13 protein-coding genes are annotated in these 25,317 nt (G+C 72.7%); 3 read left to right on the plus strand and 10 right to left on the minus strand.

Going from position 1 to position 25,317, the window contains the following annotated elements; translation table 11 throughout:
• Positions 1–9: 9 nt before the first annotated feature.
• The 7 genes from pyk to ACIBCA_RS33640 form a co-directional block, all read right to left on the minus strand.
• Positions 10–1,437, minus strand: a complete 1,428-nt coding sequence (pyk, locus tag ACIBCA_RS33610) for a pyruvate kinase (protein ID WP_396286880.1) — start codon at positions 1,435–1,437, stop codon at positions 10–12.
• A 94-nt stretch (positions 1,438–1,531) separates the two neighbouring features.
• A complete protein-coding gene (locus ACIBCA_RS33615) occupies positions 1,532–2,770 on the minus strand; it encodes an acetate kinase (RefSeq protein ID WP_396286881.1) in 1,239 nt (412 codons plus the stop codon).
• On the minus strand, positions 2,767–4,896 hold the full coding sequence (gene pta / locus ACIBCA_RS33620) for a phosphate acetyltransferase (protein WP_396286882.1): 2,130 nt from the start codon (positions 4,894–4,896) through the stop codon (positions 2,767–2,769). The genes ACIBCA_RS33615 and pta overlap by 4 nt, the downstream gene beginning before the upstream one ends.
• A gap of 198 nt (positions 4,897–5,094) precedes the next feature.
• Complete coding sequence (gene glgB / locus ACIBCA_RS33625) at positions 5,095–7,419, minus strand: 1,4-alpha-glucan branching enzyme (protein WP_396286883.1); 2,325 nt, start codon at positions 7,417–7,419, stop codon at positions 5,095–5,097.
• A 124-nt stretch (positions 7,420–7,543) separates the two neighbouring features.
• Entirely contained in the window at positions 7,544–9,016 is a 1,473-nt protein-coding gene (locus tag ACIBCA_RS33630; protein WP_396286884.1) for a phosphotransferase, read from the minus strand.
• 243 nt (positions 9,017–9,259) lie between these two features.
• Positions 9,260–10,984: a maltose alpha-D-glucosyltransferase gene (gene treS / locus ACIBCA_RS33635; RefSeq protein ID WP_396286885.1), complete on the minus strand. Its 1,725-nt coding sequence runs from the start codon at positions 10,982–10,984 to the stop codon at positions 9,260–9,262.
• Positions 10,981–12,936 (minus strand): alpha-1,4-glucan--maltose-1-phosphate maltosyltransferase, encoded by a 1,956-nt coding sequence (locus ACIBCA_RS33640; protein ID WP_396286939.1) that lies wholly within the window; start codon positions 12,934–12,936, stop codon positions 10,981–10,983. Before ACIBCA_RS33640 ends, treS begins: the two co-directional genes overlap by 4 nt.
• Before the next feature lie 1,043 nt (positions 12,937–13,979).
• Here ACIBCA_RS33640 and glgP point away from each other — a divergent pair.
• Together glgP and ACIBCA_RS33650 are read left to right on the plus strand one after the other, a co-directional pair.
• A complete protein-coding gene (glgP, locus tag ACIBCA_RS33645) occupies positions 13,980–16,646 on the plus strand; it encodes an alpha-glucan family phosphorylase (protein WP_396286886.1) in 2,667 nt (888 codons plus the stop codon).
• A gap of 91 nt (positions 16,647–16,737) precedes the next feature.
• Positions 16,738–17,640, plus strand: coding sequence for a hypothetical protein (locus tag ACIBCA_RS33650; protein ID WP_396286887.1), 903 nt, complete (start codon positions 16,738–16,740; stop codon positions 17,638–17,640).
• A 152-nt stretch (positions 17,641–17,792) separates the two neighbouring features.
• On the opposite strand, the gene ACIBCA_RS33655 is transcribed toward ACIBCA_RS33650, so the two are convergent.
• Both ACIBCA_RS33655 and ACIBCA_RS33660 read right to left on the minus strand, forming a co-directional pair.
• Positions 17,793–19,691: an ABC transporter ATP-binding protein gene (locus ACIBCA_RS33655; protein ID WP_396286889.1), complete on the minus strand. Its 1,899-nt coding sequence runs from the start codon at positions 19,689–19,691 to the stop codon at positions 17,793–17,795.
• On the minus strand, positions 19,688–21,529 hold the full coding sequence (locus tag ACIBCA_RS33660; RefSeq protein ID WP_396286890.1) for an ABC transporter ATP-binding protein: 1,842 nt from the start codon (positions 21,527–21,529) through the stop codon (positions 19,688–19,690). The genes ACIBCA_RS33655 and ACIBCA_RS33660 overlap by 4 nt, the downstream gene beginning before the upstream one ends.
• A gap of 236 nt (positions 21,530–21,765) precedes the next feature.
• Here ACIBCA_RS33660 and ACIBCA_RS33665 point away from each other — a divergent pair, with 236 nt between their 5' ends.
• A complete protein-coding gene (locus ACIBCA_RS33665; protein WP_396286891.1) occupies positions 21,766–23,196 on the plus strand; it encodes a family 2B encapsulin nanocompartment shell protein in 1,431 nt (476 codons plus the stop codon).
• Here ACIBCA_RS33665 and glgX read toward each other — a convergent pair.
• Positions 23,121–25,304 (minus strand): glycogen debranching protein GlgX, encoded by a 2,184-nt coding sequence (gene glgX, locus ACIBCA_RS33670; protein WP_396286892.1) that lies wholly within the window; start codon positions 25,302–25,304, stop codon positions 23,121–23,123. The two genes, ACIBCA_RS33665 and glgX, sit on opposite strands and share 76 nt — an antisense overlap.
• Between the last annotated feature and the right edge of the window lie 13 nt (positions 25,305–25,317).

Genomic DNA, 25,317 nt, shown 5'->3' on the forward strand with positions numbered 1-25,317 from the left:
GCGTCTGCGTTACTGCCCCCGGTTGCCCACGTGGTGGACCTGCACCATGTTGGTGGTGCCGGGGATGCCGACGGGGACACCGGCGGTGACGATCACCGTGGCGCCCTCCTCCAGGCGGCCCATCTTGAGCAACTCGCGGTCGACCTGCGCGACCATCGCGTCGGTGGTGGCGACCTGCTCGGTCACGTACGCCTCGACGCCCCAGCTCAGCGAGAGCTGGTTGCGGGTGGCGCTGTCCGGGGTGAACGCGATCACCGGGATCGGCGAGCGGTAGCGGGACAGCCGGCGCGCGGTGTCACCGGACTTGGTGAACGCGACCAGCGCCTGCCCGTTCAGGAAGTCGCCGAGCTCGCACGCGGCGCGGGCGACGGAGCCGCCCTGGGTGCGCGGCTTGCGGCCCGGGTTGAGCGGCTGGAGGCCCTGGGCGACGAGCTCCTCCTCGGCCTTCTCGCAGATCCGGCTCATGGTGCGCACGGTCTCGATCGGGTACTTGCCGACGCTGGACTCGGCGGAGAGCATCACCGCGTCGGTGCCGTCCAGGATGGCGTTGGCGACGTCGGAGACCTCGGCGCGGGTCGGGCGCGAGGCGTGGATCATCGACTCCATCATCTGGGTGGCGACGATGACGGGCTTGGCGTTGCGGCGGGCCAGCGTGATCAGCTGCTTCTGGACCAGCGGCACCCGCTCCAGCGGGTACTCGACGGCCAGGTCGCCGCGGGCGACCATGATGGCGTCGAAGGCGAGGACGATCTCCTCCATGGCCTCGACGGCCTGCGGCTTCTCGATCTTGGCGATGACCGGCACGCGGATGCCGACCTCGTCCATGACCTCGTGGACGTCCTTGATGTCGGCCGCGTTGCGGACGAAGGACAGCGCGACCATGTCGACGCCCAGGCGCAGGGCGAAGCGCAGGTCGTCCTTGTCCTTCTCGGACAGCGCGGGCACGTTCACGGCCGCGCCGGGCAGGTTGATGCCCTTGTTGTTCGAGAGCACGCCGCCCTCGACCACCACGGTCCTCACCCGCGGGCCGTCGACGCTGACGACCTCCAGGGCGATGACGCCGTCGTTGATCAGGATCGGGTCGCCGGGCTTCACGTCGCCGGGCAGGCCCTTGTAGGTGGTGCCGCAGATGTGCTGGTCACCGGGGACGTCCTCGGTGGTGATGGTGAACTCGTCGCCGTTGTCGACGGTCACCGGGCCGTTGGCGAAGGTCGCCAGACGGATCTTGGGACCCTGGAGGTCGGCCAGGACGCCGATGGCCTTGCCGGTGTCCTCCGAGACCTGGCGGACCTTGCGGTACCGCTCCTCGTGGTCCGCGTGGTTGCCGTGGCTCATGTTCAGTCGGGCGACGTTCATGCCCGCCTCGACGATGGCCTTCAGCTGTTCGTAGGAGTCCGTCGCGGGACCCAGGGTGCAGACAATTTTCGCTCGGCGCATATCCGTCAGTCTATCCGTTCGAGTTGAGGGCGCATTCGGCGGGAATAGGGAGGAATCGCCGTCGAATCGTCCCGGGGAACGAGACCGAACCGTCTCACTCCTCGGACTCGCCGCTTTCGCGGTGGACCAGTGCGAAGGTCTGGCGGGCGATCTCCAGCTCCTCGTCGGTGGGCACCACGGCCACCGCGACCCGGGCGTACGCGGGCGAGATGATCCGAGGCTCGCCCGAGCGCACCGAGTTCAGCTCGGGGTCCACGGCGATGCCCAGCTCCTCCAGCCCGGCGGTGGCCGCGGCGCGCACCGGCGCGGCGTTCTCCCCGACGCCCGCGGTGAACGCGATGGCGTCCACCCGGCCGAGGACGGCGTAGTAGCCGCCGATGTACTTGCGCAGCCGGTGGATGTACGCGTCGAAGGCGAGTTCCGCGTCCGCGTCCCCGGCGTCCGCGCGGCGCATGATCTCGCGCATGTCGTTGTCGCCGCTCAGGCCCAGCAGGCCGCTGCGGCGGTTGAGCAGGTCGTCGATCTCGTCGACCGACATCCCGCCGACGCGGTGCAGGTGGAACACCACACCGGCGTCGATGTCGCCCGAACGGGTGCCCATGACCAGGCCTTCGAGCGGGGTGAGGCCCATGGAGGTGTCCAGGCAGCGGCCGCCGCCGACGGCCGAGGCGGAGGCGCCGTTGCCCAGGTGCAGCACGATGACGTTCACCTCGGCCGGGTCCTTGCCGAGCAGCCGGGCCGTCGCCCGCGAGACGTACTGGTGCGAGGTGCCGTGGAAGCCGTAGCGGCGCACCCGGTGCTCGTCGGCCACGGCCTTGTCGATCGCGTACCGGGCGGCGTACTCGGGCATCGAGGCGTGGAAGGCGGTGTCGAACACCGCCACCTGCGGCAGGTCGGGGCGCAGCGCGCGGGCGACCTCGACGCCGATGATGTTCGCCGGGTTGTGCAGCGGCGCGACGGGGATGAGGCGGCGGATCTCCTGGAGCACCTCGTCGGTGATGACGGTCGGTTCGGTGAACCGCTTGCCGCCGTGCACCACCCGGTGGCCGATCGCGGCGAGCTCGGGGGAGTCCAGCCCGAGGCCGTCCGCGGTGAGCTCCTCGGCGACGGCCTTCAGCGCGGCGGTGTGGTCGGGGAAGACCTGGAGCGTCTCGCGCGCCTCGCCCGAGCGCGGCCCGCCCGCGTGTGAGGTGTGCACCAGGCGGCCGCCGGGCTCGCCGATCCGCTCGACCAGGCCGGAGGCGAGCCTGGCGCCGTCCAGCATGTCGATCAGCTGGTACTTGACCGAGGAGGAGCCGGCGTTGAGCACCAGGACGCGCGTTCCTTCACTCATGCCTGCGGCTCCTTCTTCTCCTGCGACTGGATGGCGGTGATCGCGACGGTGTTGACGATGTCCTGCACCAGCGCGCCGCGCGAGAGGTCGTTGACGGGCTTGCGCAGCCCCTGGAGCACCGGGCCGACGGCCACGGCTCCCGCCGAGCGCTGGACGGCCTTGTAGGTGTTGTTGCCGGTGTTGAGGTCCGGGAAGATCAGCACCGTCGCCCGCCCGGCCACCTCCGAGCCCGGCAGCTTGGTGGCCGCGACGTTCGGGTCCACTGCGGCGTCGTACTGGATCGGGCCCTCGACCAGGATGTCCGGCCGCAGTTCGCGCACCAGCTCGGTGGCCTTGCGGACCTTGTCCACGTCCGCGCCCGAGCCGGAGGTGCCGGTCGAGTACGAGAGCATCGCGACCCTCGGCTCCACCCCGAACTGGGCGGCGGTGGCGGCGGACTGGATGGCGATGTCGGCGAGCTGCTGGGCGTCCGGGTCGGGGTTGACCGCGCAGTCGCCGTACACCAGCACCTTGTCGGCCAGGCACATGAAGAAGACGGAGGAGACGATCGCGGCGCCCGGCGAGGTCTTGATGACCTCGAAGGCGGGCCGGATGGTGGCGGCGGTGGAGTGCACCGCGCCGGAGACCATGCCGTCGGCGATGCCCTCCTGGACCATCAGGGTGCCGAAGTACGAGACGTCGGTGACGAGGTCCAGCGCCAGCTCGACGGTCATGCCCTTGTGGGCGCGCAGCTTGGCGTACAGCTCGGCGAACTGGCGGCGCAGCGGGCTGGTGGTCGGGTCGACGATCCGGGCCTGGGCGCGGTCGGCGCCCGAGGTCTCCCGGGGCAGCTCGATGCCCAGGCTCGCGGCCTTGCGGCGTACGGCGTCGACCTCGCCGAGCAGGGTGAGGTCGCAGATGTTGCGGCGCAGCAGGATCTCGGCGGCGCGCAGCACCCGCTCCTCGGTGCCCTCCGGCAGCACGACGTGCCGGCGCTCGCCGCGGGCGCGCTCCAGCAGCTCGTGCTCGAACATCATCGGGGTGACGCGCTCGGAGCGGCCGACCTCGATCCGGTTGGTCAGCTCGGCGGTGTCGACGTGCAGTTCGAACAGGCCCAGGGCGATCTCGGCCTTGCGGGGGCTGGCCGCGGTGAGCTTGCCCTCGAGGTGGGTGAGGGTCGCGGCGGTGGGCCAGCTGCCCTCGGGGACGACGGCCACCGGGGTGCCGGGGGCGAGGCGGGCGGCCAGCGCCATGACGTTGGGGCCCGGGTGCTGGCCGAGGGTCAGCAGCACCCCGGCGATCGGCGGGGCGCCGGCGGCGTGCGCGGCCAGGGAGCCGATCACCAGGTCGGCGCGGTCCCCGGGGGTGACGACGAGGGCCCCTTCGGTCAGGGCGTCCAGGAAGGTGGGGAGCATGGCGCCGCCGAAGACGTAGCCGCGCACGTCCCGGGCCAGGCCCGCGGCGTCCCCGAGCAGGACCTCGGCGCCGGTGGCCTCGACCAGCTGCCCGACGGTGGGCGCGGCGAGGGCCGGCTCCTCCGGGATGACGTACGCGGGGATCGGCAGCTTCTCGGTGAGGGTGCGCTGGACGCGCTGCTTGACGCCGGGGGCGACGCGGTTGGCGATCATCGCCAGGGTCTCGCAGCCGAGGTCGGTGTACGCGCGGTGGGCGTTGCGCACCTCGGCGATCACGGCCTCGGCGTCCTCGCCGTGCCCGCCGACCACCGGGAGCACGGCGGCGCCGAACTCGTTGGCGAGGCGGGCGTTGAAGGCCAGCTCGTCGGGGATGTTGGTGTCCGCGAAGTCGGTGCCGAGCACCAGCACCGCCTGGCAGCGGCGCTCCACCGCGCGGAAGCGGTCGATGAGGACGGAGACCAGCTCGTCCTGGCCCTGGGCGGCCTGGAGGGCCGCGGCCTCCTCGTAGGTGAGCCCGTACAGCTCGGTGCCGGGCAGGTCGATCCGGTACCGCCCGCGCAGCAGCTCGACCACGTGGTCGGCCCCGGGCTCCCCGGGCGCGCCGGCGTGCACCAGCGGCCGGAACACCCCGACCCGGTCCACCTGCCGGGTGAGCAGTTCCATGACCCCGAGCTCGACCGCCTGGCGGCCGTCCCCCCGGTCGATCCCGGTCACGTACACGCTGCGCGCCACCCGGCTGTCTCCGTCCCGTTGCCTCGGCAGATGGTCGTATCGACCATACATTCGCACCGGTCACGGCCGCCCGCGAGCAGAGGGGTGGAGGAGGGGCAAGGGGCGAAGGTCCCCGGGCGTTCGGGGACCTTCGCCCGGGCTTCAATGCCCGGGGTTCAATGCACGGGGTTCAGCGCCCGGGGTTCAAATGCACGGGGTTCAGCGCACGGGTCGGAGCCAGACGGTCGCGAGCGGCGGCAGGATGAGGTCGGCGGAGCGGGGTTGGTCGTTCCAGGGGACGGGGTCGGCCTTGACGGGGTGGGAGTTGCCGACGCCGCTGCCGCCGTACTGCTCGGCGTCGGTGTTGAGGGCCTCCTCCCACAGCTGGTCGCGGCCTTCGAGGGCGGGCAGGCCGACGCGGTGGCCGTGGCGGACGACGGGGGAGAAGTTGCAGACGGCGACGAGCGGGGTGCCGTCGGCGGCGTAGCGGACGAAGGAGAGCAGGTTGTCCTCGGCGGAGCCGCCGTCGAGCCAGCGGAAGCCGTCCGGGGTGGTGTCGAGCTCCCAGAGGGCGGGGGTGTCGAGGTACGTCCCGTTGAGCTCGCGGACCAGGTCGCGCACGCCGAGGTGGTCCTGATGGGCGGGCCAGTCGGGCCGCAGCACCCACCACTGCGGGCCCTGCTCGTGGTCCCACTCGGAGCCCTGGGCGAACTCCTGCCCCATGAAGAGGAGTTGCTTGCCGGGGTGGGCCCACATGAAGCCGAGGTAGGCGCGGTGGTTGGCGCGCTGCTGCCACCAGTCGCCGGGCATCTTGGAGACGAGCGACTGCTTGCCGTGCACGACCTCGTCGTGGGAGATCGGCAGGACGTAGTTCTCCGAGTACGCGTACACCATCGAGAAGGTGATCTCGTCGTGGTGGTACCGGCGGTGGACGGGCTCCTTGGACATGTAGACCAGCGAGTCGTGCATCCAGCCCATGTTCCACTTGAGCCCGAAGCCCAGGCCCCCGGCGTCGGTGGGCCGGGTGACGCCGTCCCAGGCGGTGGACTCCTCGGCGATGGTGACGGCGCCCGGGCAGCGCCGGTAGACGGTGGCGTTCATCTCCTGGAGGAAGGAGGCCGCGTCCAGGTTCTCCCGGCCGCCGAACTGGTTGGGCGTCCAGGCGCCGCTGTCGCGGGAGTAGTCGAGGTAGAGCATCGAGGCGACGGCGTCGACCCGCAGGCCGTCGACGTGGAACTCCTCGCACCAGTACACGGCGTTGGCGACGAGGAAGTTGCGCACCTCCTTGCGGCCGTAGTCGAACTCCAGGGTCCCCCAGTCGGGGTGCTCGGCGCGCAGCGGGTCGGCGGGCTCGTACAGCGGCTCGCCGTCGAAGCGGGCGAGGGCGAAGTCGTCCTTGGGGAAGTGCGCGGGCACCCAGTCGACGATCACGCCGATGCCGTGCCGGTGCAGGGTGTCGACGAGGTGGCGGAAGTCGTCGGGGGTGCCGAGGCGGGCGGTGGGGGCGTAGTAGCCGGAGACCTGGTACCCCCAGGAGCCGCCGAAGGGGTGCTCCATCACCGGCATGAACTCCACGTGGGTGAAGTTCAACTCCTTGAGGTAGCGCGGCAGTTCCTCGGCGATGGCGCGGTAGGAGGTGAGGTCGGGCCGCCAGGAGGCGAGGTGCAGCTCGTACACCGACATCGGTGCGCGGTGGTGCGCGGCGCGGGCCCGGCGCTCCATCCACTCGCCGTCCTGCCACCGGTACGCCGAGGAGGTGACCACCGAGGCGGTGCCGGGCGGGCACTGGGCGGCGCGGGCCAGCGGGTCGGCCTTGTCGAGCACCCAGCCCTGCCGGGTGTGGATCTCGTACTTGTAGGCTGCGCCCTCGGCCAGGCCCGGGACGAACAGCTCCCAGACCCCGGAGGAGCCGAGGGAGCGCATCGGGTGCCCGGTGCCGTCCCAGTGGTTGAAGTCGCCGATGAGGCGGACGCCGGCGGCGTTGGGCGCCCAGACGGCGAAGGCGGTGCCGGCCACGCCGTCGACGGCGCGCACGTGCGAGCCGAGCACCCGCCACAGCTGCTCGTGCCGGCCCTCGGAGATCAGGTGCAGGTCGAGCTCGCCGAGGGTGGGCGGGGTGCGGTAGCCGTCCTGCTGGCGCAGCGGCTCCCCGTCCGGGTACGTCACCAGCAGTTCGTAGCGCGGGAGTTCGCCGCCCGCCAGCAGGCCGGTGAACAACCCGCCCTGCTGGTGGGTGAGTTCGGCCGGGCCCTGGCCGGTCTCGACCACCACCCGTTCGGCGAGGGGCCGCAGCACCCGGATCGCGGTGCCGCCGTGCACGGGGTGCGCGCCGAGCAGGGAGTGCGGGTCGTGGTGCTGCCCGCCGACCAGCCGGTCCACTTCGGAGGGCGGCAGCGGCGCCTCGGGCAGCCGCAGCGGGGCCGGACGGGCGGGTTCCGCCGCCGGCTCCTGGGGCTCCTCGGTCGGTACGGGCGCCGCGGGCCCGGCCAGGAAGGTGGCCGGTACGGGGCGGGTGGGGCGGCCGGTCGGGTCGAGCGGCGTCACGACGGGTCCTCCTGCGGCGGCGACGGGGTGGGCGGACTACGGGGTGGGCGGACTGCGGGGGACGGCGATGGAGCGGGTACAGCGGTACGGCGGTACAGCGGTGCGGGCGGGTTCTGGTTCGGGTTCAGACGGTGAGCGCGAGCCGGTTGATCGCGGCCAGCGGGATCGGCAGCCAGCCCGGCCGGTGCCGGGCCTCGTACACGACCTCGTAGACGGCCTTGTCGATCTCCAGCGCCCGCATCAGCTCCGGCGAGGCCGCCGGGTCGGCGCCACCCCCGGCGGTGTAGCCGGCGCAGAAGGCGGTGCGGTTGCGCTGCGCCCAGGCGGCGGCGAGGTGCGCCAGCTCCGGGTCGGGCGGCCCGCCGGCGAGCAGATGGGCGGCGGCGTAGTCGAAGGAGCGGAGCATCGCGGCGACGTCGCGCAGCGCGGGCTGCGGCTCGCGGCGCTCGTTGACGGACTTGGCGGGCTCGCCCTCGAAGTCGAGCAGCACCCAGCCGTGCGGGGTGCGCATGGCCTGCCCGAGGTGCAGGTCGCCGTGGATGCGCTGCACGGGCAGGCCGTCGGGGTGGGCGTCGGCGAGCTGCTGGAAGGCGGTGCGCAGGGCGGCGCGGTAGCGCAGCAGCCCGGGGACGGCGGCGACGGCGCTGTCGAGGCGGTCGGCCATGGCGGTGGCGAGGCGGCCGGTCTGGGTGCGGTCGAGCCGGGCGACGGGCATGGAGCGGGAGAGCACCCGGTGGACCTCGGCGGTGGCCCGGCCGAGCCGGTGGGCCTCGATGGCGAAGTTGCCGGGGGAGCGGTCGCCCTTGAGGCGGCCGACCTGGTCCAGGGCGAGCTCCCAGCCGTCCTCGGCGTCGGGCAGGTAGCGCTGCAGCAGGCCCAGGGTGGCGGGCTCGGCGCGCTCCATGCGGCTCTCGAACCAGGCGGCGACGCGGGGGATGCGGGTGGAGCCGGCCCGGGAGAGGGCGAGGGAGAGTTCCAGGTCGGGGTTGGTGCCGGGGTGGATGCGGCGGAACAGCTTGAGGATGTACGAGGTGCCGTAGATGACGGAGCTGTTGGACTGCTCGGCGGTGGAGGCACGCCCGGGCAGGTTGGCGGGCAGCCCGGAGCCGGGGGTGCGGCGGAAGGAGAGGGCGCCGAACCGGTCGCCGGTGGCGAGGTGCTCGAGCAGCCGCCCGGTGAGCTCGGGGTCGTGGACGGCGTCGTAGAGCGCGGCCCCGTCGTAGGGGCCCTGGCTGAGGCGGCCGAGCACGGCGGCCGGTTCGATGGTCGCGGGCCCCTGGGAGCGGATGCCGAGCAGGAGTTGGTAGACGTCGCCGTGGGGCAGGCCCGCGGTGGTGGCGTGCTCGACGCGCAGCAGCAGGTGGAGCAGGGCGGGGTCGCCGACCTGGAGCGGGGTGCCGACGACGGGGGTCAGGCCCGTGATCGGCCGGCCCTTGCCGGCGTACCAGCGCTGGGTGGGGAGCCACTGCGCGATCAGCGGCAGGGCCGCCTGGACGAGCTCGCTGACCCCCAGGGCGGTTCTGCGGGCCCCCGAGCCCCGCGCGCCCGCCGGCGCGTCGTGCTGGAGGTGGGCTTGAGAACGGGAGGTTTCGGACATGACTCCCTTTCCCCGGAAGCGCGCGGACGGCCCGACGGTCGTGGCCGGGTCTGGCAGTCTTCCGGATTTCGGCGGCGCGGCGGTCGCGGCACGCGAGCTCGGCTCGGGTGTCACGCATTCGTGTGGGTGGCCGTTGGGCTGTTCTCCGTACGCGGTGGTGCAGAGAACTCCGGGGGCGCTGGGGTTCAACTCGCGCCCCCGGAGGGTCTGGTGGTGCTGTCCGGCGCTCGGCGCGGTGGATCGTTACTTCGGGCGCCTGGTGCCGCTGAGGCGCGGGGGCTGCCGGAGCTGGAACCAGTAGAAGCCGTGGCCGGCGAGGGTGAGCAGGTAGGGCCACTCGCCGATCGACGGGAAGCGCACCCCGCCGATCAGCTCGACCGGGTACCGTCCGCCGTACCGCCGCAGGTCCAGCTCGGTCGGCTGCGCGAACCGCGAGAAGTTGTTCACGCACATGACCAGGTCCCCCTCGTGCTCGCGCACGAAGGCCAGGACGGCGGGGTTGCTGGACGGCAGCTCGGTGTAGGTGCCCAGGCCGAACGCCGGGTTGAGCTTGCGGATCTCGATCATGCGACGCGTCCAGTGCAGCAGTGAACTCGAACTGCTCTGCTGCGCCTCGACGTTGGTCACCTGGTAGCCGTACACCGGGTCCATGATGGGCGGCAGACTGAGCCTGCCCGGGTCGGCGGAGGAGAAACCCGCGTTGCGGTCCGGGGTCCACTGCATCGGCGTGCGCACGCCGTCCCGGTCGCCGAGCCAGATGTTGTCGCCCATGCCGATCTCGTCCCCGTAGTAGAGCACCGGGGAGCCGGGCAGGGAGAGCAGCAGGGCGGTGAAGAGCTCGATCTGGTTGCGGTCGTTCTCCAGCAGCGGGGCGAGCCGGCGGCGGATGCCCACGTTGGCGCGCATCCGGGGGTCCTTGGCGTACTCCGCGTACATGTAGTCGCGCTCCTCGTCGGTGACCATCTCCAGGGTCAGCTCGTCGTGGTTGCGCAGGAAGATGCCCCACTGGCAGCCGCCCGGGATCGCCGGGGTCTTGGCGAGGATCTCCGAGACGGGGTAGCGGGACTCGCGCCGCACGGCCATGAAGATCCGCGGCATCACCGGGAAGTGGAAGGCCATGTGGCACTCGTCGCCGCCGGCGGTGAAGTCGCCGAAGTAGTCGACGACGTCCTCGGGCCACTGGTTGGCCTCGGCGAGGAGGACGGTGTCCGGGTAGTCGGCGTCGATCTCCTTGCGGACCCGCCTGAGGAACTCGTGGGTCTCCGGCAGGTTCTCGCAGTTGGTGCCCTCGCGGGCGAACAGGTACGGCACCGCGTCGAGCCGGAAGCCGTCGATGCCGAGGTCCAGCCAGAACCTCAGGCCGGCGATCATCTCGTCCTGGACCCGGGGGTTGTCGTAGTTGAGGTCCGGCTGGTGCGAGAAGAAGCGGTGCCAGTAGTACTGCTTGCGGACGGGGTCGTACGTCCAGTTGGAGGTCTCGGTGTCGACGAAGATGATCCGGGCGTCGGGGTACTGCTTGTCGTCGTCGGCCCACATGTAGAAGTCGCCGTAGGGCCCGTCCGGGTCGGAGCGGGACGCCTGGAACCACGGGTGCTGGTCGCTGGTGTGGTTCATGACGAAGTCGATGATGACGCGCATGCCGCGGGCGTGGGCGGCGTCGACGAACTCCATGAAGTCGGCGAGGTCGCCGAACTCGGGCAGCACCGACTTGTAGTCGGCCACGTCGTACCCGCCGTCGCGCAGGGGTGAGGCGAAGAAGGGCGGGAGCCAGAGGCAGTCGACACCGAGCCACTGCAGGTAGTCGAGTTTGGTCGTGAGCCCCTTGAGGTCTCCGACACCGTCGCCGTTGCTGTCCTGGAAGGACCGCACCAGCACCTCGTAGAAGACCGCGCGCTTGAACCAATCCGGGTCCAGGTTCTTCGTCGAGGTCTCCGGGAAGGTGTCGGGGACGGGCTCGTTCACTGTCACGCTGGGTTCCTCCGAACCGTGAGGAGGTGAGCCGGCTCGGCTGAGGGATCGAGCCGGACGTAGTTGTGCCGGCCCCAGGTGTACGCGGCGCCGGTCAGCTCGTCGTGCACCAGGTGGGGGCCGTCGCCGTCCAGCGTGACGGTGGCCTCCTGCGCGTGGTGCGGGTCGAGGTTGACCACGGTGATGACCTGGTCGGTGAGGCCGTCCTCGGTGGTCGCGGTCTTGGAGTAGGCGATCACCCGGTCGTTGTCGGTGGCGTGGAAGCGCAGGTCGCGCAGCTGCTGGAGGGCGGGGTGGCGCCGGCGCAGCCGGTTGAGCACGGTCAGCAGCGGGGCGAGGGTGTCGGTGCGGTTCCAGTCGCGCGGGCGCAGCTCGTACTTCTCCGAGTGCAGGTACTCCTCGGAGCCGGGGTGGGCCGGCTCGTTCTCGTACAGCTCGAAGCCGGCGTAGACGCCGTAGCTGGGGGAGAGGGTGGCGGCGAGGACGGCGCGGATCGCGAAGGCGGCGCGGCCTCCGTGCTGGAGGTAGGCGTGCAGGATGTCGGGGGTGTTGGCGAAGAAGTTGGGCCGCATGTAGGCGGCGGCGTCACCGGTGAGTTCGGTGAGGTACTCGGTGAGTTCGGTTTTGTCGTTGCGCCAGGTGAAGTACGTGTACGACTGGTGGAATCCGATCTTCCCGAGGGTGTGCATCATCGCGGGGCGGGTGAACGCCTCCGCGAGGAACACCACGTCCGGGTCGGTGCGGGCGACGTCGGCGAGGACCTTCTCCCAGAACACCACCGGTTTGGTGTGGGGGTTGTCGACGCGGAAGATCCTTACGCCGTGGGACATCCAGAAGTGCAGGACGCGGAGGGTTTCCTTGACGATTCCGTCCATGTCCTGATCGAAGTTGATCGGATAGATGTCCTGGTACTTCTTCGGCGGGTTCTCGGCGTACGCGATGGTGCCGTCCGCGCGGTGGCTGAACCATTCCGGGTGCTTGTTGACCCACGGGTGGTCGGGGGAGCACTGGAGCGCGAAGTCCAGCGCCACCTCCAGGTGCAGGGCCTGCGCCTCGGCGACGAAGTGGTCGAAGTCCTCGATGGTGCCCAGGTCCGGGTGGACGGCGTCGTGGCCGCCCTCGGGGGAGCCGATCGCCCAGGGCGAGCCGACGTCGTGCGGACCGGCCGTCAGGGTGTTGTCCGGGCCCTTGCGGAAGGCTCGGCCGATCGGGTGGACGGGCGGCAGGTAGACCACGTCGAAGCCCATCGCGGCGACGGCCGGCAGCCGCTCGGCGGCGGTGCGCAGGGTGCCCGAGCGCGGGGGCTCCACGCCGGTCGGGTCCACCACGGCGCCCTCGGAGCGGGGGAAGAACTCGTACCAGGAGCCGAACAGCGCGCGCTCGCGGTCCACCTGCAGCGGCAGCGGACGGGAGGAGCTGAGCAGCTCGCGCAGCGGGTAGCGGGCCAGCAGCTCCAGCACCTCGGGGGCGAGGGCGGCGGCCAGGCGGGACAGCGGCGGCAGGCCGGGGTCGCGCAGGGAGTCGGCGGCGGCCAGCACGTGCGCGCGGCCCTCCTTCTTCGGCACCCCGGCGGCGGCGCGCTCCAGCAGCCGCGCGCCCTCCTCCAGGACGAGCGCGGTGTCGATCCCGGCGGGCAGCTTGATCGCGGCGGCCTTGCGCCAGGTGGCGACCGGGTCGCTCCACGCCTCCACCAGGTACGACCAGCGGCCGGGGGCGGTCGGGGTGACGTACGCGCCCCAGCGGTCGGTGCCCTCGGCGAGCTCGCGCATCGGCGTCCACGGGCCGCTGCGGCCGCGCGGGTCGCGCAGCACCACGTTGGCGTTGACGGCGTCGTGGCCCTCGCGGAATACGGTCGCGGTGACCGGGAAGGACTCGCCGGCGACCGCCTTGGCCGGGCGGCGGCCGGCGTCGACGAGGGGGCTGACGTCCAGGACGGGGATGCGGCCGATCACGGTGTCGCTCTCTGTCGTCTTGCGGGCGGCGGTCTTGCGAGCGGGGGTCTTGCGGGCGGGCGTCTTCGGGGCCGCCGCGGCCTTGTCGGCGGTCGCGGGCTTCGGGTGCTTCGCGGCGGAGGCGGAGGCGGTGGCGGCGGTGGTCGCGGTGGCGGCCGTGCGGCGCGTGGTGGTGGCGCGCCGGCGGGGTGCGGCCGTCCGGCCCTCCTCGGCCCCGGGTTGTCGGGCCTCGGCGGGCTCCTCGCGTTCCTCGCGTTCCTCGCGGACGGCCCCGGCGGCCCGGGGGGCCGGCATCGCCGTGTCCGTCCGAGGGTCAGAATCCGTCCGTACGGCGGATTCCGCGACCGCTGCGCCGAGAGTGTCGGCCACCGGTGTGGACTGGTCCCGCGTGTCGCCGTGCATGCCAAGCTCCTGCCCGAGATCGGCGGCAACTCCCGCGGCCCGCGGGCAGGGGGAGTACCGGGAGGACTGCGTGGGTGGGGGTGGACGCGCGACCGGAAGCCTGCCCGTGCCGCTCGCCCCGGCAACCCGCCCGGCGCCCGTCGAGCCGGTGGCGGGGAGCCCCGGAGCCGCGCGTCCCGGCGCGCGGCTGCCGCGACGCGCCCCCTGGCGGTCCGGTCCACCCGTGAACGAGCGGCCCGGGCGGGAGGACACGCGTCGGTGCGCGGCGCACGCCGAATGGGCTAAGGAGGAAGGTGAAGGGCCGACATGAAAAGGGTTCGGACGTGCTGCCGAAGGGGGCTCCACCCGTCGCCGTAGTCCCCACGACATCTAACGACTCCGGCCCATCCTCGCACCGGGGAGAGGATTTTTGCAGCGGTACGACAGTAGTTTCGGGTATGGCCGTGATCCCAGGAGAGCGCGGAAATGGATTCGTTCCACGGAGTTCACAGAAGCGGTGGTGCGAACCCCCGAAATGTGCGCCCCGCGCGCCCCCCGTGCCGACGGATGCGCCGAATGCGATCTCATCAATAGGCCGAACGGATGCCCAATAGCCCGCTTGACGCACTGTCATGACGGCCGTCGGGGCTACGCTTCACGCCGTGAAGGCAATCCGCAGATTCACCGTCCGCACCGTCCTGCCCGAACAACTCCAGCCGTTGCACGAGCTGGCCCTCAATCTGCGCTGGTCCTGGCACCCCGAGACCAGGGACCTCTTCCGGTCCGTGGACCCGGAGGTCTGGGCGGCCGCCGGTGAGGACCCGGTGCGGCTGCTCGGAGAGGTCCCGGCCGCCAGGCTCGCCGCCCTCGCCACCGACCGGCGCTTCCTGCGCAGACTCGGCGACCTCGCCGACGACCTGCACGAGTACCTGAGCGGCCCGCGCTGGTACCAGGCGCAGCAGGCCGGCGGGTCCGCCCCGCCGCCCGCCGCCATCGCCTACTTCTCCCCCGAGTACGGCATCGCCGCCGCGCTGCCCCAGTACTCCGGCGGGCTCGGCATCCTGGCCGGCGACCACCTCAAGGCCGCCAGTGACCTGGGCGTGCCGATCATCGGCGTCGGCCTGTTCTACCGGCACGGCTACTTCCGGCAGTCCCTGGACCGCGACGGCTGGCAGCAGGAGCGCTACCCGCTGCTCGACCCGGACGAGCTCGCCGTCAGCCTCCTGCGCGAGGCCGACGGCGCCCCCGCCCGCGTGGACCTCGCCCTGCCCGGCGGCCGCACCCTGGCCGCCCGGATCTGGAAGGCCCAGGTCGGGCGCGTCCCCCTGCTGCTCCTCGACTCCGACACCGAGGAGAACTCGCCCGCCGAACGCGACGTCACCGACCGGCTGTACGGCGGCGGCAGCGAGCACCGGCTCCTCCAGGAGATGCTGCTCGGCATTGGCGGCGTCCGGGCCGTGCGCGCGTACTGCCGCCTCACCGGGCACCCCGCGCCCGAGGTCTTCCACACCAACGAGGGCCACGCCGGTTTCCTCGGCGTCGAGCGCATCCGCGAGCTGGTCGCCGACGAGGCCGCCGACCTGGACTTCGCCGCCGCCCTGGAGTCCGTCCGGGCGGGCACCCTGTTCACCACCCACACGCCCGTCCCCGCCGGCATCGACCGCTTCGACCGCGAGCTGGTCGCCCGTCACTTCGGCGGCGGGACCGCCCTGCCCGGCGTGCCCGTCGAGCAGGTGCTCGCCCTCGGCGCCGAGACCTGGCCCGGCGGCGACCCCGAGCTCTTCAACATGGCCGCCATGGGCCTGCGCCTGGCCCAGCGCGCCAACGGGGTCTCCACCCTGCACGGCGAGGTCAGCCGGGCCATGTTCAACGGCCTCTGGCCCGGATTCGACCCCGCCGAGGTGCCGATCACCTCCGTCACCAACGGCGTGCACGCCGCCACCTGGATCGACCCGGCCGTGGTGCGCCTGGGCGCCGCCGAGATCGGCGCCGACCGCGCCGAGGAGGCGATGACCACCGGCGAGACGCAGCGCTGGACGGGCCTGGAGCGGATCGGCAACACCGAGATCTGGGACCTGCGCCGCAGCCTGCGCGCCCAGCTGGTCGAGGAGGCCCGCCACCGGCTGCGCGCCTCCTGGCGCCAGCGCGGCGCCGGCGAGGCCGAGCTCGGCTGGGTCTCCTCCGTGCTCGACCCCGACGTGCTCACCATCGGCTTCGCCCGCCGCGTGCCCTCGTACAAGCGGCTCACCCTGATGCTGCGCGACGCCGACCGGCTGCGCGCCCTGCTGCTGCACCCGACCAGGCCCGTGCAGATCGTCGTCGCCGGCAAGGCCCACCCGGCCGACGACGGCGGCAAGCGGCTGATCCAGCAGATGGTCGCCTTCGCCGACGACCCGGCCGTGCGCCACCGGATCGTCTTCCTGCCCGACTACGACATGGCGATGGCCCGGCACCTCTACCCGGGCTGCGACGTGTGGCTCAACAACCCGCTGCGCCCGCTGGAGGCCTGCGGCACCTCCGGGATGAAGGCGGCGCTCAACGGCTGCCTCAACCTGTCCGTCCTGGACGGCTGGTGGGACGAGTGGTACGACGGCCAGAACGGCTGGGCGATCCCCACCGCCGACGAGGGCGCCGGCGTCCTCGACCCGGACAGCAGCGAGGCCGAGCGGCGCGACGACATCGAGGCGGCCGCGCTCTACGACCTGATCGAGGACCAGGTCGCCGCCCGCTTCTACGACCGCGACGGGGACGGGCTGCCGCACCGCTGGATCGCGATGGTCCGGCACACCCTGGTCACCCTCGGGCCCAAGGTGCTGGCCGGCCGGATGGTCCGCGAGTACGTCGACCGGCTGTACGCCCCCGGCGCGCTGGCCCAGCGGGAGCTGGCGGCGGGCCGGCACGCCGGGGCGCGCGAGCTGGCGCTGTGGAAGGCCAAGGTGCGCGAAGCTTGGCCGGCCGTGCGGGTCGAGCACGTGGAGGCGGAGGGGACGGGCGAGGCGCAGGAGCTCGGCGGGGCGCTCGCGCTGCGGGTGCAGGTCGCGCTCGGGGCGCTGGAGCCCGGGGACGTCGAGGTGCAGGTGGTCTCCGGCCGGGTGGACGAGGGGGACGGCATCTCCGACGCCGCCGTGCTCGCCCTCAAGCCGGTCGGCGGGCCCGACCTCGACGGGCGGACCCGCTACGAGGGCTCGCTGGAGCTGGACCGGACGGGCCCCTTCGGCTACACCGTCCGGGTGCTGCCCTCCCACCCCCGGCTGGCCTCCCCGGCCGAGCTCGGGCTTGTCGCCCTTCCGGCCGAGTCGGCCGGGATGGACGCGGGGCTGCTGCGCTGACGCTCCCGCCCGACCCCGCCCGATGCGCCGGGTACTACGGACGGCAGCCGTCCGGTTGCCCGGCGTGTCGGGCGGCGGGAGCGTGAGGGCCATGATGCGAACCCTGCGCGCGGTCGCCCTCGCCGCGCTGTCCGCCGTCCTCGTGGCGGGCCCGGCCCAGGCCGCCGCCCGCCCCCTGGCCGCCCCTCCGGCCGAGGCGCAGATCTCCGTGGAGCTGTGCCCGCCGGACGCGGTCGTCCCCGGCGAGTCCGGGACGCTGGAGGTGAAGGTCACCAACAACGGCCCGAACGCCACCACCGACGCCACCCTGGTGGTCGTGCACTTCCCGCCGCCCGGGGTCGTCAAGTCCGCCGACCCGCCCGTGGCGCTCACCTACTTCGGCACCGGCAGCTCCTACTCGATCCCGGCGGGCCTCGCCCCCGGTGCCGCCTCGGTGGAGAAGCTGGCGATGTACGTCGCGCCGATCACCCTGCCGGGCGAGACCATCAGCGGCGACGTCAAGGCGTTCTACCCGGGCGACCCGGACCAGTCCGGCCACACCACGCCGTACAGCTTCACCGTCGCCGACACCAAGGCGCACATGATGGTCGGCGCCTCCTCCGCCTGGCAGGCCGGGCACCCCGTCCCGCAGCCGGGCGACCTCACCGGTAAGCCCGGGTCGACGATCACCCTGCCGCTGTGGGTGTACAACGCCGGTCCTTCCTACTCGCGGCACCCGATCGACCTGCTGGTCACCGTGCCCGAGCACACCGCGCTGACCGGCACCCCGCCGTTCGGCTGCGCTGCCACCGGGCCGAGGTCGCTGGCCTGCCACTTCGGGGAGGGGCCGCGCTACCAGAACGCGATCTACATCGGCCCGTCCGTGGAGATCGACCCGGACACCGTCGCCGGGCAGGTCCTCCCCGGCGGGACGTTCGACGTGATCCCCTCGGCCGAGGAGGACAGCGGCCCGATGTCCGACTGGCACACCGACTTCGTGGTGACCGTGGACTGAGCCGCTCCGACCGGCCCGCTCCGACCGACCCGCTCCGGGAAGCGAATCCGGGAAGCGAATCCGGGAGACGAATCCGGGAAGCGAATCCGGGAAACGTAAAGGCCCGGCCGGGTACGTGACGGCGCACCCGGCCGGGCACATCTGTGGCCACGCTAGACGAGACTGTCCCGCCATGCGCGGTGGAGGGCGGCGAACCGCCCCGAGCCGTCGATCAGCTCCTGCGGGGAGCCGTCCTCGACGATCCGGCCCTGGTCCATCACCAGGACGCGGTCGGCGATCTCCACGGTGGAGAGCCGGTGCGCGATGATCACCGCCGTACGGCCGGCCAGCACCGTCCGCATCGCGTGCTGGACGGCCCGCTCCCCGGGGACGTCCAGCGAGCTGGTCGCCTCGTCCAGGATCAGCACGGCCGGGTCCGCCAGCAGGGCGCGGGCGAAGGCCACCAACTGGCGCTGGCCGGCCGAGATCCGGCCGCCGCGCTTGCGCACGTCGGTGTCGAAGCCGTCGGGCAGGGCGGCGATGAACTCGTACGCGCCGATGTCCCGGGCGGCCTGCTCGACCTCGGCGCGGCCGGCGCCGGGGCGGCCGATGGCGATGTTCTCGGCGACGGTGCCGGAGAACAGGAAGGATTCCTGCGTCACCATCACCACGCCGCGGCGCAGCTCGGGGGTGGCGAGCTCGCGCAGGTCCACGCCGTCCAGCAGGACGCGTCCGTCCGTCGGGTCGTAGAAGCGGGCCAGCAGCTTGGCGACCGTCGACTTGCCCGCGCCCGTCGCGCCGACCACGGCCACGGTCTGCCCGGCCGGGACGGCCAGGTCGAAGGGCTCCAGCACCTGCTTGCCGGTGCGGTAGCCGAAGGCCGTCCGCTCGAACCGGACCTCGCGGCCCTTGCCGTCCCGGTCGGCGCGTACGGGCAGGGGCGCGGGCTCGGCGGGCTCGGCGACGGTCGGCTCGTGGGCGAGCAGGCCCGCGATCTTCTCCAGGGCGGCGGCGGCCGACTGGTAGGAGTTCAGGAACATCGCCAGGTGGTCGATCGGGTCGAACAGCCGCCGCAGGTACAGCGTCAGGGCGGTGAGCACGCCCAGGGCCAGCGTGCCGTCGGAGACGCGGTAGGCGCCGAGCAGCACGACGCCGGTGATCCACACGTTGGCGGTGACGCGGGACAGGCCCACGTAGCGGGCGATCTCCAGCAGGCCGTCGGCCGTCGCCCGCACCGACTCCTCGTTGACCACCGCGAAGGCCGCGTCCCCGGCCCGCTCGCGGCGGAACGCCTGGACGGGGCGGATGCCGTTCATGGTCTCCGTGAACCGGACGATCATGGAGGCGGCCTTGGTGCGGGAGCGGCGGTAGACCCGCAGCGAGCGGCGGCGGAAGGAGCGGGCGATCAGGCCCAGCGGCACGAACGACGCCAGCGAGACCAGGCCGAGGCGCCAGTCCATCACCAGCATCAGCACCGAGATGTAGCAGACCGACAGGAAGACGGTCAGCAGCTCCTGGAGGCCCTCGGAGAGCAGCTCGCGCAGCGCGTCGATGTCGCTGGTGGCGCGGGAGATGATCCGGCCCGAGGTGTAGCGCTCGTGGAAGTCCAGGCTGAGGCGCTGGGCGTGGCGGAAGATCCGGCCGCGCAGCTCCAGCAGGACGTCCTGGTTGATCCGGGCGCCGATCTTGACGAACGCCCACTGGAGCAGCGGGCCGAGCACCGCGCAGAGCGCGTACGCGCCGATCACGGCGATCAGCGGCCCGGCGTCGTGCTCGCGCAGGGCCGGGATGCCGCGGTCCATCGCGACGGCGACCAGCAGCGGGCCGGACTGCAGGACGGCCTGCTGGACGAGGATGGCCGTCATCGCGACGGCGATCCGGCCCCGGTGCGGGCCCAGCAGCGAGCGCAGCAGCGCCCTCGCCGCGCCGGGCGGGACGGGGATGTCCTCCTCGTCCTCCGACGGCGGGGGCAGTTCCTCCTCGACGGGCTCGACGGGCTCGGCGGGCTGGACGGGCTCGACGGGGTCGGTGGGTTCGGCGGGCTTGGCCGGCTCGGCCTGGACGGTCGTCACGCGCTGCTCCCCTCGGGGACGAGGGAGGCCTCGCCCGACATCAGTGCGCGGTAGCGCGGACAGTCGCGCAGCAGGTCCTGGTGGGTGCCGACCGCCTCGATCCGGCCGTCGGCCAGCACCGCGACCCGGTCGGCGAGCAGCACCGTGCTGGGCCGGTGAGCGACCACCAGGGCGGTGGTGGAGCCGAGCACCTGGCGCAGCGCCCGTTCGACCAGGGCCTCGGTGTGCACGTCCAGCGCGGAGAGCGGGTCGTCCAGGACGAGGAAGGCCGGGGCGCCGACCACCGCGCGGGCCAGGGCGAGCCGCTGGCGCTGGCCGCCGGACAGGCTCAGGCCCTGCTCGCCGACCTCCGTGTCCACGCCCTCGGGCAGCTTGTCGACGAAGCCGGCCTGGGCGGTGGCGAGGGCGGCGGCCAGTTGCTCCGCGCTCGCGCCGGGGGCGCCCATCAGGACGTTCTCCCGGACGGTGGCGGAGAAGAGCGTGGGCTCCTCGAAGGCGACGGCGACGAGCTCGCGCAGCCGCTCGCGGGGCAGCTCGCGGACGTCCACGCCGTCCAGGGTGATCGTTCCTGCGGTGGCCTCGTACAGCCGGGGGAGCAGGGCGGTCAGGGTGGTCTTGCCGCTGCCGGTGGCGCCGACCAGGGCCATCGTCTCGCCGCTGCGTATGTGCAGGTCGATGCCGGTGAGCAGGTCGGGGGTGCCGTCGGGGGCGTCGGGGTAGCGGAAGCGGACGCCGGTGAGGCGGATGCCGTCCTTCCCGCCGTCGAGGTCGGTGACGGTGCCCCCGTCCTGGTATGTGACGGTTTCGGTGGCGGGCTCGTCCATCACCTCGAAGAAACGGTCCGTCGCGGTGGCGGCCTCGTTGGTGTAGGCGAGCAGCCAGCCGAGCGACTCGATGGGCCAGCGCAGGGCGAGCGCCGTCGACAGGAAGGCGACGAGGCTTCCGGCGCTCATCTCGTCGTGGGCGACGAGGTAGGCGCCGACCGCGAGGGCGCAGCACAGGGCGACCTCGGGCAGCCCGACGACCACGGCCGACAGGCGGGCCAGCAGGTGGGCCTTGTGCATCTCGGTGCCGCGCAGCTCCCGGGACTGGGCGCGGAAGCGCTCGGCCATCGAGCGGTGGCGGCCGAACGCCTTGAGGATGCGGATGCCGAGCACGGACTCCTCGACCACGGTGGCGAGGTCGCCGTTCTGGTCCTGGGCGCGGCGGGAGGCCGCGGAGTAGTCCGTCTCGAAGCGCTTGGTGAGCAGCAGGATCGGGGCGGCGGGCAGCAGGAAGAGCAGCGCGAGCCGCCAGTCCTGGGCGAACATCACCACCGCGCCGGCCACGAAGGCCGTCGTGTTGACGAGCAGGAAGATCAGGGCGAAGGCCAGGAACAGCCGGATGACGAACAGGTCGGCCGTGGCCCGGGAGAGCAGCTGGCCGGAACCCCAGCGGTCGTGGAAGGCGACGGGCAGCCGCTGGAGCTTGGCGAACAGGTCGGCGCGCATCCGCCCCTCCACCGCGGCCAGCGGGCGGGCCAGCACCACCCGGCGGGTGTAGAAGAGCCCGGCCTCGACCAGGCCGAGGAGCAGCACCAGGCCGATCAGCGGCCACAGGCCCGCGAGGTCGGGCCGGGTGAGCGGGCCGTCGACGATCCAGCCGAGCACCACGGGGACGGCGATGGTGGTGAGCATGCCGAGGGTGGCCGTCGCCATCGACACGGCGATCCGGCGGCGCACGGGCCGGGCGTAGGGCCACAGGCGCAGCAGGGAGCGGACCGTGGAGCGGCGCCCGGTCGGGAGGTCGGCTCGGCTGTTCTCGGATTGTCCGGTCTCGGCTTGTCTGTTCTCGGCCATCGCGGTGAGGGTAGGCCGGGAGGGCGACATTTATCATCCGGTTTTTCGCCCCTGTCGCCGCAGCCCGTTGAGAACCGGCCACCCGAACGGGCGGGGTGGAGGCGAATCCCGGGGCGCGCGCGGCGGTTCGTGCAGGGAGCAGTGCGCCGCGCGCCTCTTGCGGGCGCCCCCGAAACGGCCGATTACATCTCCTGACGAGTGTTCACCTGTGAAACGAGTGGCGGGAGATTCAGGACATGACGGTCGACACGGAACCCACGGCCCCCGGCGGCGGCGCCGCATTCGTCCAGGTACGGGCCCAGCTCAGCCTCAGCACGGCGGCCGCGCGGAACCTGGCCACGACGACCAAGTCGGCCCCGCAGATGCAGGAGATCACCTCCCGCTGGCTGCTCAGGATGCTGCCCTGGGTGCAGGTCAACGCCGGCACGTACCGGGTCAACCGGCGGCTGAGCTACTCCACCGGGCGCGGCCGGGTCGGCTTCGCCAAGACCGGCTCCACGGTGACGGTGATCGCGCCCTCGCTGACCGAGGTGCCCGCCCTGCGCGGATTCGGGGACGAGGCGGTGCTGGAGGAGCTGGCCCGCCGGTTCGTGCAGCGGGACTTCGCGCCGGGCGACGTGCTGGTGCGCGAGGGCGAGCCGATCGCCGAGGTGTTCCTGATCGCGCACGGCAAGGTCGAGCGGCTCGGCACCGGCAAGTACGGCGAGGAGACCGTCGTCGGCACCCTCGCCGACGGCGACCACATCGGCGACGAGGGGCTGACCGAGGCGTCCGGCGACTGGCCGTACACCGTCCGGGCGGCGACGCCGGGCGTGGCGATGGCGCTGCCGTGGTCGCAGTTCCAGGAGCTGACCGACCGCTCGCCCGAACTGCGGGAGCACCTGCTGGGCTTCGCGGCCGACGCCGCCCAGGCCCAGAACGCGCACGGCGAGGCGGAGATCGACCTCTCCGCCGGCCACGAGGGCGAGTACGAGCTGCCCGGCGCCTTCGTGGACTACGAGCTCAGGCCGCGCGAGTACGAGCTCAGCGTCGCCCAGACCGTGCTCAAGGTGCACACCCGCGTCGCCGACCTCTACAACCAGCCGATGAACCAGACCGAGCACCAGCTCCGGCTGACCATCGAGGCGCTGCGCGAGCGCCAGGAGTACGAGCTGATCAACAACCCCGAGTTCGGCCTGCTCGGCAACACCGACTTCGACCAGCGCATCCAGACCCACTCCGGGGCGCCCACCCCCGACGACCTGGACGACCTGCTCGCGATGCGCCGCGACACCGACTACCTGTTCGCGCACCCGCGGGCCATCGCCGCGTTCGAGCGCGAGTGCAACCGGCTCGGCGTCTACCCCGGCACCGCGGAGGTGCTCGGCAGGCAGCGGCCGACCTGGCGCGGGGTGCCGCTCTTCCCGTGCAACAAGATCCCGGTGGCGGCCGACCAGACCAGTTCCATCATCGCGATGCGGGTCGGCGAGCAGAACCAGGGCGTCATCGGGCTCAACCAGATCGGCATCCCCGACGAGGTCGAGCCCTCGCTGAACGTCCGGTTCATGGGGATCGACGAGAAGGCCATCGCCTCGTACCTGGTCAGCGCGTACTACTCGGCGGCGGTGCTGGTGCCCGACGCGATCGGCGTGCTGGAGAACGTCGAGGTCGGGCACGCGCGGGGCTGATCCTCCCGGGCGGGCGCGCGCAGCAGGAGCAGTGCGCGCCCGCCCAGCGGGACCGCGGTGCGGGGGTGCCGCTCGGTGGTGCCGGCGGTGTCGACGAGCGTGGTGTACGGGCTGTCGGGGGCGGCCCAGGGCTCCTCGGGCAGGGTGAACAGCGCCGGTTCGTGCCCCGCGTTGAGCAGCAGGAGGAAGCTGTCGTCCGCCGGCTCGGTGCCCGCGAGCAGCATGCCCAGACAGGCCGTGGGGGTGAACCAGTCCGCCTCCGTCATCTCCTTGCCCTGGGGGGTGAACCAGGCCAGGTCGGGCCGGCCGTCCGGCCCGGCGGCACGGCCGGAGAAGAACGCGCGCCGGCGCAGCACGGGGTGGGCGCGGCGCAGGTGGACCAGGCGGGCGGTCAGGTCGGCGAGTTCGCGCCAGTCGGGGTGGTCGAGGAGCGACCAGTCGAGCCAACTCGTCTCGTTGTCCTGGCAGTAGGCGTTGTTGTTGCCGCGCTGGGTGCGGCCGAGCTCGTCCCCGGCGGTGATCATGGGGACGCCGGTGGAGAGCAGCAACGTGGCCATCAGGTTGCGGAGTTGGCGCAGGCGCAGCGCGGTGACCGCCGGGTCGGCGGTCTCGCCCTCGGCGCCGTGGTTCCAGGAGCGGTTGTCGTCCGTGCCGTCCCGGTTCTGCTCGCCGTTGGGGTGGTTGTGCTTGTGGTCGTACGAGACCAGGTCCCGGAGGGTGAAACCGTCGTGCGCCGTCACGTAGTTGACGGAGGCGTACGGGCGTCTCCCGCCGCGCTGGTAGAGGTCGGAGGAGCCGGACAGGCGGTAGCCGAGCTCGCGGACGTCCGGGCGGGCGCCGCGCCAGAAGTCCCGTACGGTGTCGCGGTACCGGTCGTTCCACTCCGCCCACAGCGGCGGGAAGCCGCCGACCTGGTAGCCGCCGGGGGCCACGTCCCAGGGCTCGGCGATGAGCTTCACCCGGCTGAGGAGCGGGTCCTGGGAGACGGCGGCCAGGAACGGGTGGTGCATGTCCACGCCGTCGGCGGTGCGGGCCAGGGCGGCGGCCAGGTCGAAGCGGAAACCGTCGACGCCCATCTCGGTCACCCAGTAGCGCAGTGAGTCGGTGATCAGGCGGATCACCTGCGGGTGGCGGGTGTCCAGGGTGTTGCCGCAGCCCGTGAAGTCGGCGTAGCCGCGCGGGCGGTGAGGGGCGAGGCGGTAGTAGGCGGCGTTGTCGACACCCCGGAAGGACAGGCTCGGACCCAGCTCGGCGCCCTCGGCGGTGTGGTTGAACACCACGTCCAGGATCACCTCGATGCCGGCCGCGTGGAGGGCGCGGACCATGCGCTTGAACTCGCCCACCTGGGCGCCGCGGGAGCCGGAGGAGGAGTAGGCGGCGTGCGGGGCGAAGTAGCCGATCGTGTTGTAGCCCCAGTAGTTGACCAGGCCCCGGGCCTGGAGGTGGTCCTCGCTGGCGAACTGGTGGACGGGCAGCAGCTCGACGGCCGTCACCCCGAGGCGGGTGAGGTGGGCGATCGCGGCCGGGTGGGCGAGGCCCGCGTAGGTGCCGCGCAGGGGCGGCGGGACGTCGGGGTGGCGCATGGTGAAGCCGCGCACGTGCAGCTCGTAGAGGACGGTCTCCGCCCAGGGGGTCTTGGGGCGGTGGTCGTCGAACCAGTCGTCGTCGTCGTGGACGACGACCGAGCGGGGCACGTGCGGGGCCGAGTCGCGGTTGTCGCGGACGGTGTCGGCGACGGAGGCCTCCGGCCAGTTGCGGACGGCGGCGCAGGCGGCGTCGTGGGAGGCGTAGTCGCCGTCGACGGCGCGGGCGTACGGGTCCAGCAGCAGCTTGGCGGGGTTCCAGCGGGCGCCCGTCCACGGGTCCCACCGGCCGTGCACGCGGAAACCGTAGCGGGTGCCGGGGGTGACGCCGGGGACGAAGCCGTGCCAGACCTGGAAGGTCTGCTCGGTGAGGCGGAGGCGGGTCTCTCGGTCGTCCTCGTCGAACAGGCAGAGGTCGACCGCCTCGGCGTCGGGCGCCCAGAGCGCGAAGTTCGTCCCGTCGGAATGCACGCGGGCCCCCAGGGGCTGCCAGCTACCGGGCCACGGGGGCGTTGCGGTGTCCATGGCTGTGCCCTCC

It is taken from the genome of Kitasatospora sp. NPDC051170, from assembly GCF_044455705.1.
In the GTDB taxonomy this organism is placed as follows: domain Bacteria; phylum Actinomycetota; class Actinomycetes; order Streptomycetales; family Streptomycetaceae; genus Kitasatospora.

Coding starts and splice junctions, on each gene's coding strand:
- ACIBCA_RS33615 (WP_396286881.1), bottom strand. CDS start 2,770: ATGAGTGAAGGAACGCGCGTCCTGGTGCTCAACGCCGGCTCCTCCTCG.
- ACIBCA_RS33660 (WP_396286890.1), bottom strand. CDS start 21,529: ATGGCCGAGAACAGACAAGCCGAGACCGGACAATCCGAGAACAGCCGA.
- ACIBCA_RS33665 (WP_396286891.1), top strand. CDS start 21,766: ATGACGGTCGACACGGAACCCACGGCCCCCGGCGGCGGCGCCGCATTC.
- ACIBCA_RS33650 (WP_396286887.1), top strand. CDS start 16,738: ATGATGCGAACCCTGCGCGCGGTCGCCCTCGCCGCGCTGTCCGCCGTC.
- ACIBCA_RS33630 (WP_396286884.1), bottom strand. CDS start 9,016: ATGTCCGAAACCTCCCGTTCTCAAGCCCACCTCCAGCACGACGCGCCG.
- glgX (WP_396286892.1), bottom strand. CDS start 25,304: ATGGACACCGCAACGCCCCCGTGGCCCGGTAGCTGGCAGCCCCTGGGG.
- pyk (WP_396286880.1), bottom strand. CDS start 1,437: ATGCGCCGAGCGAAAATTGTCTGCACCCTGGGTCCCGCGACGGACTCC.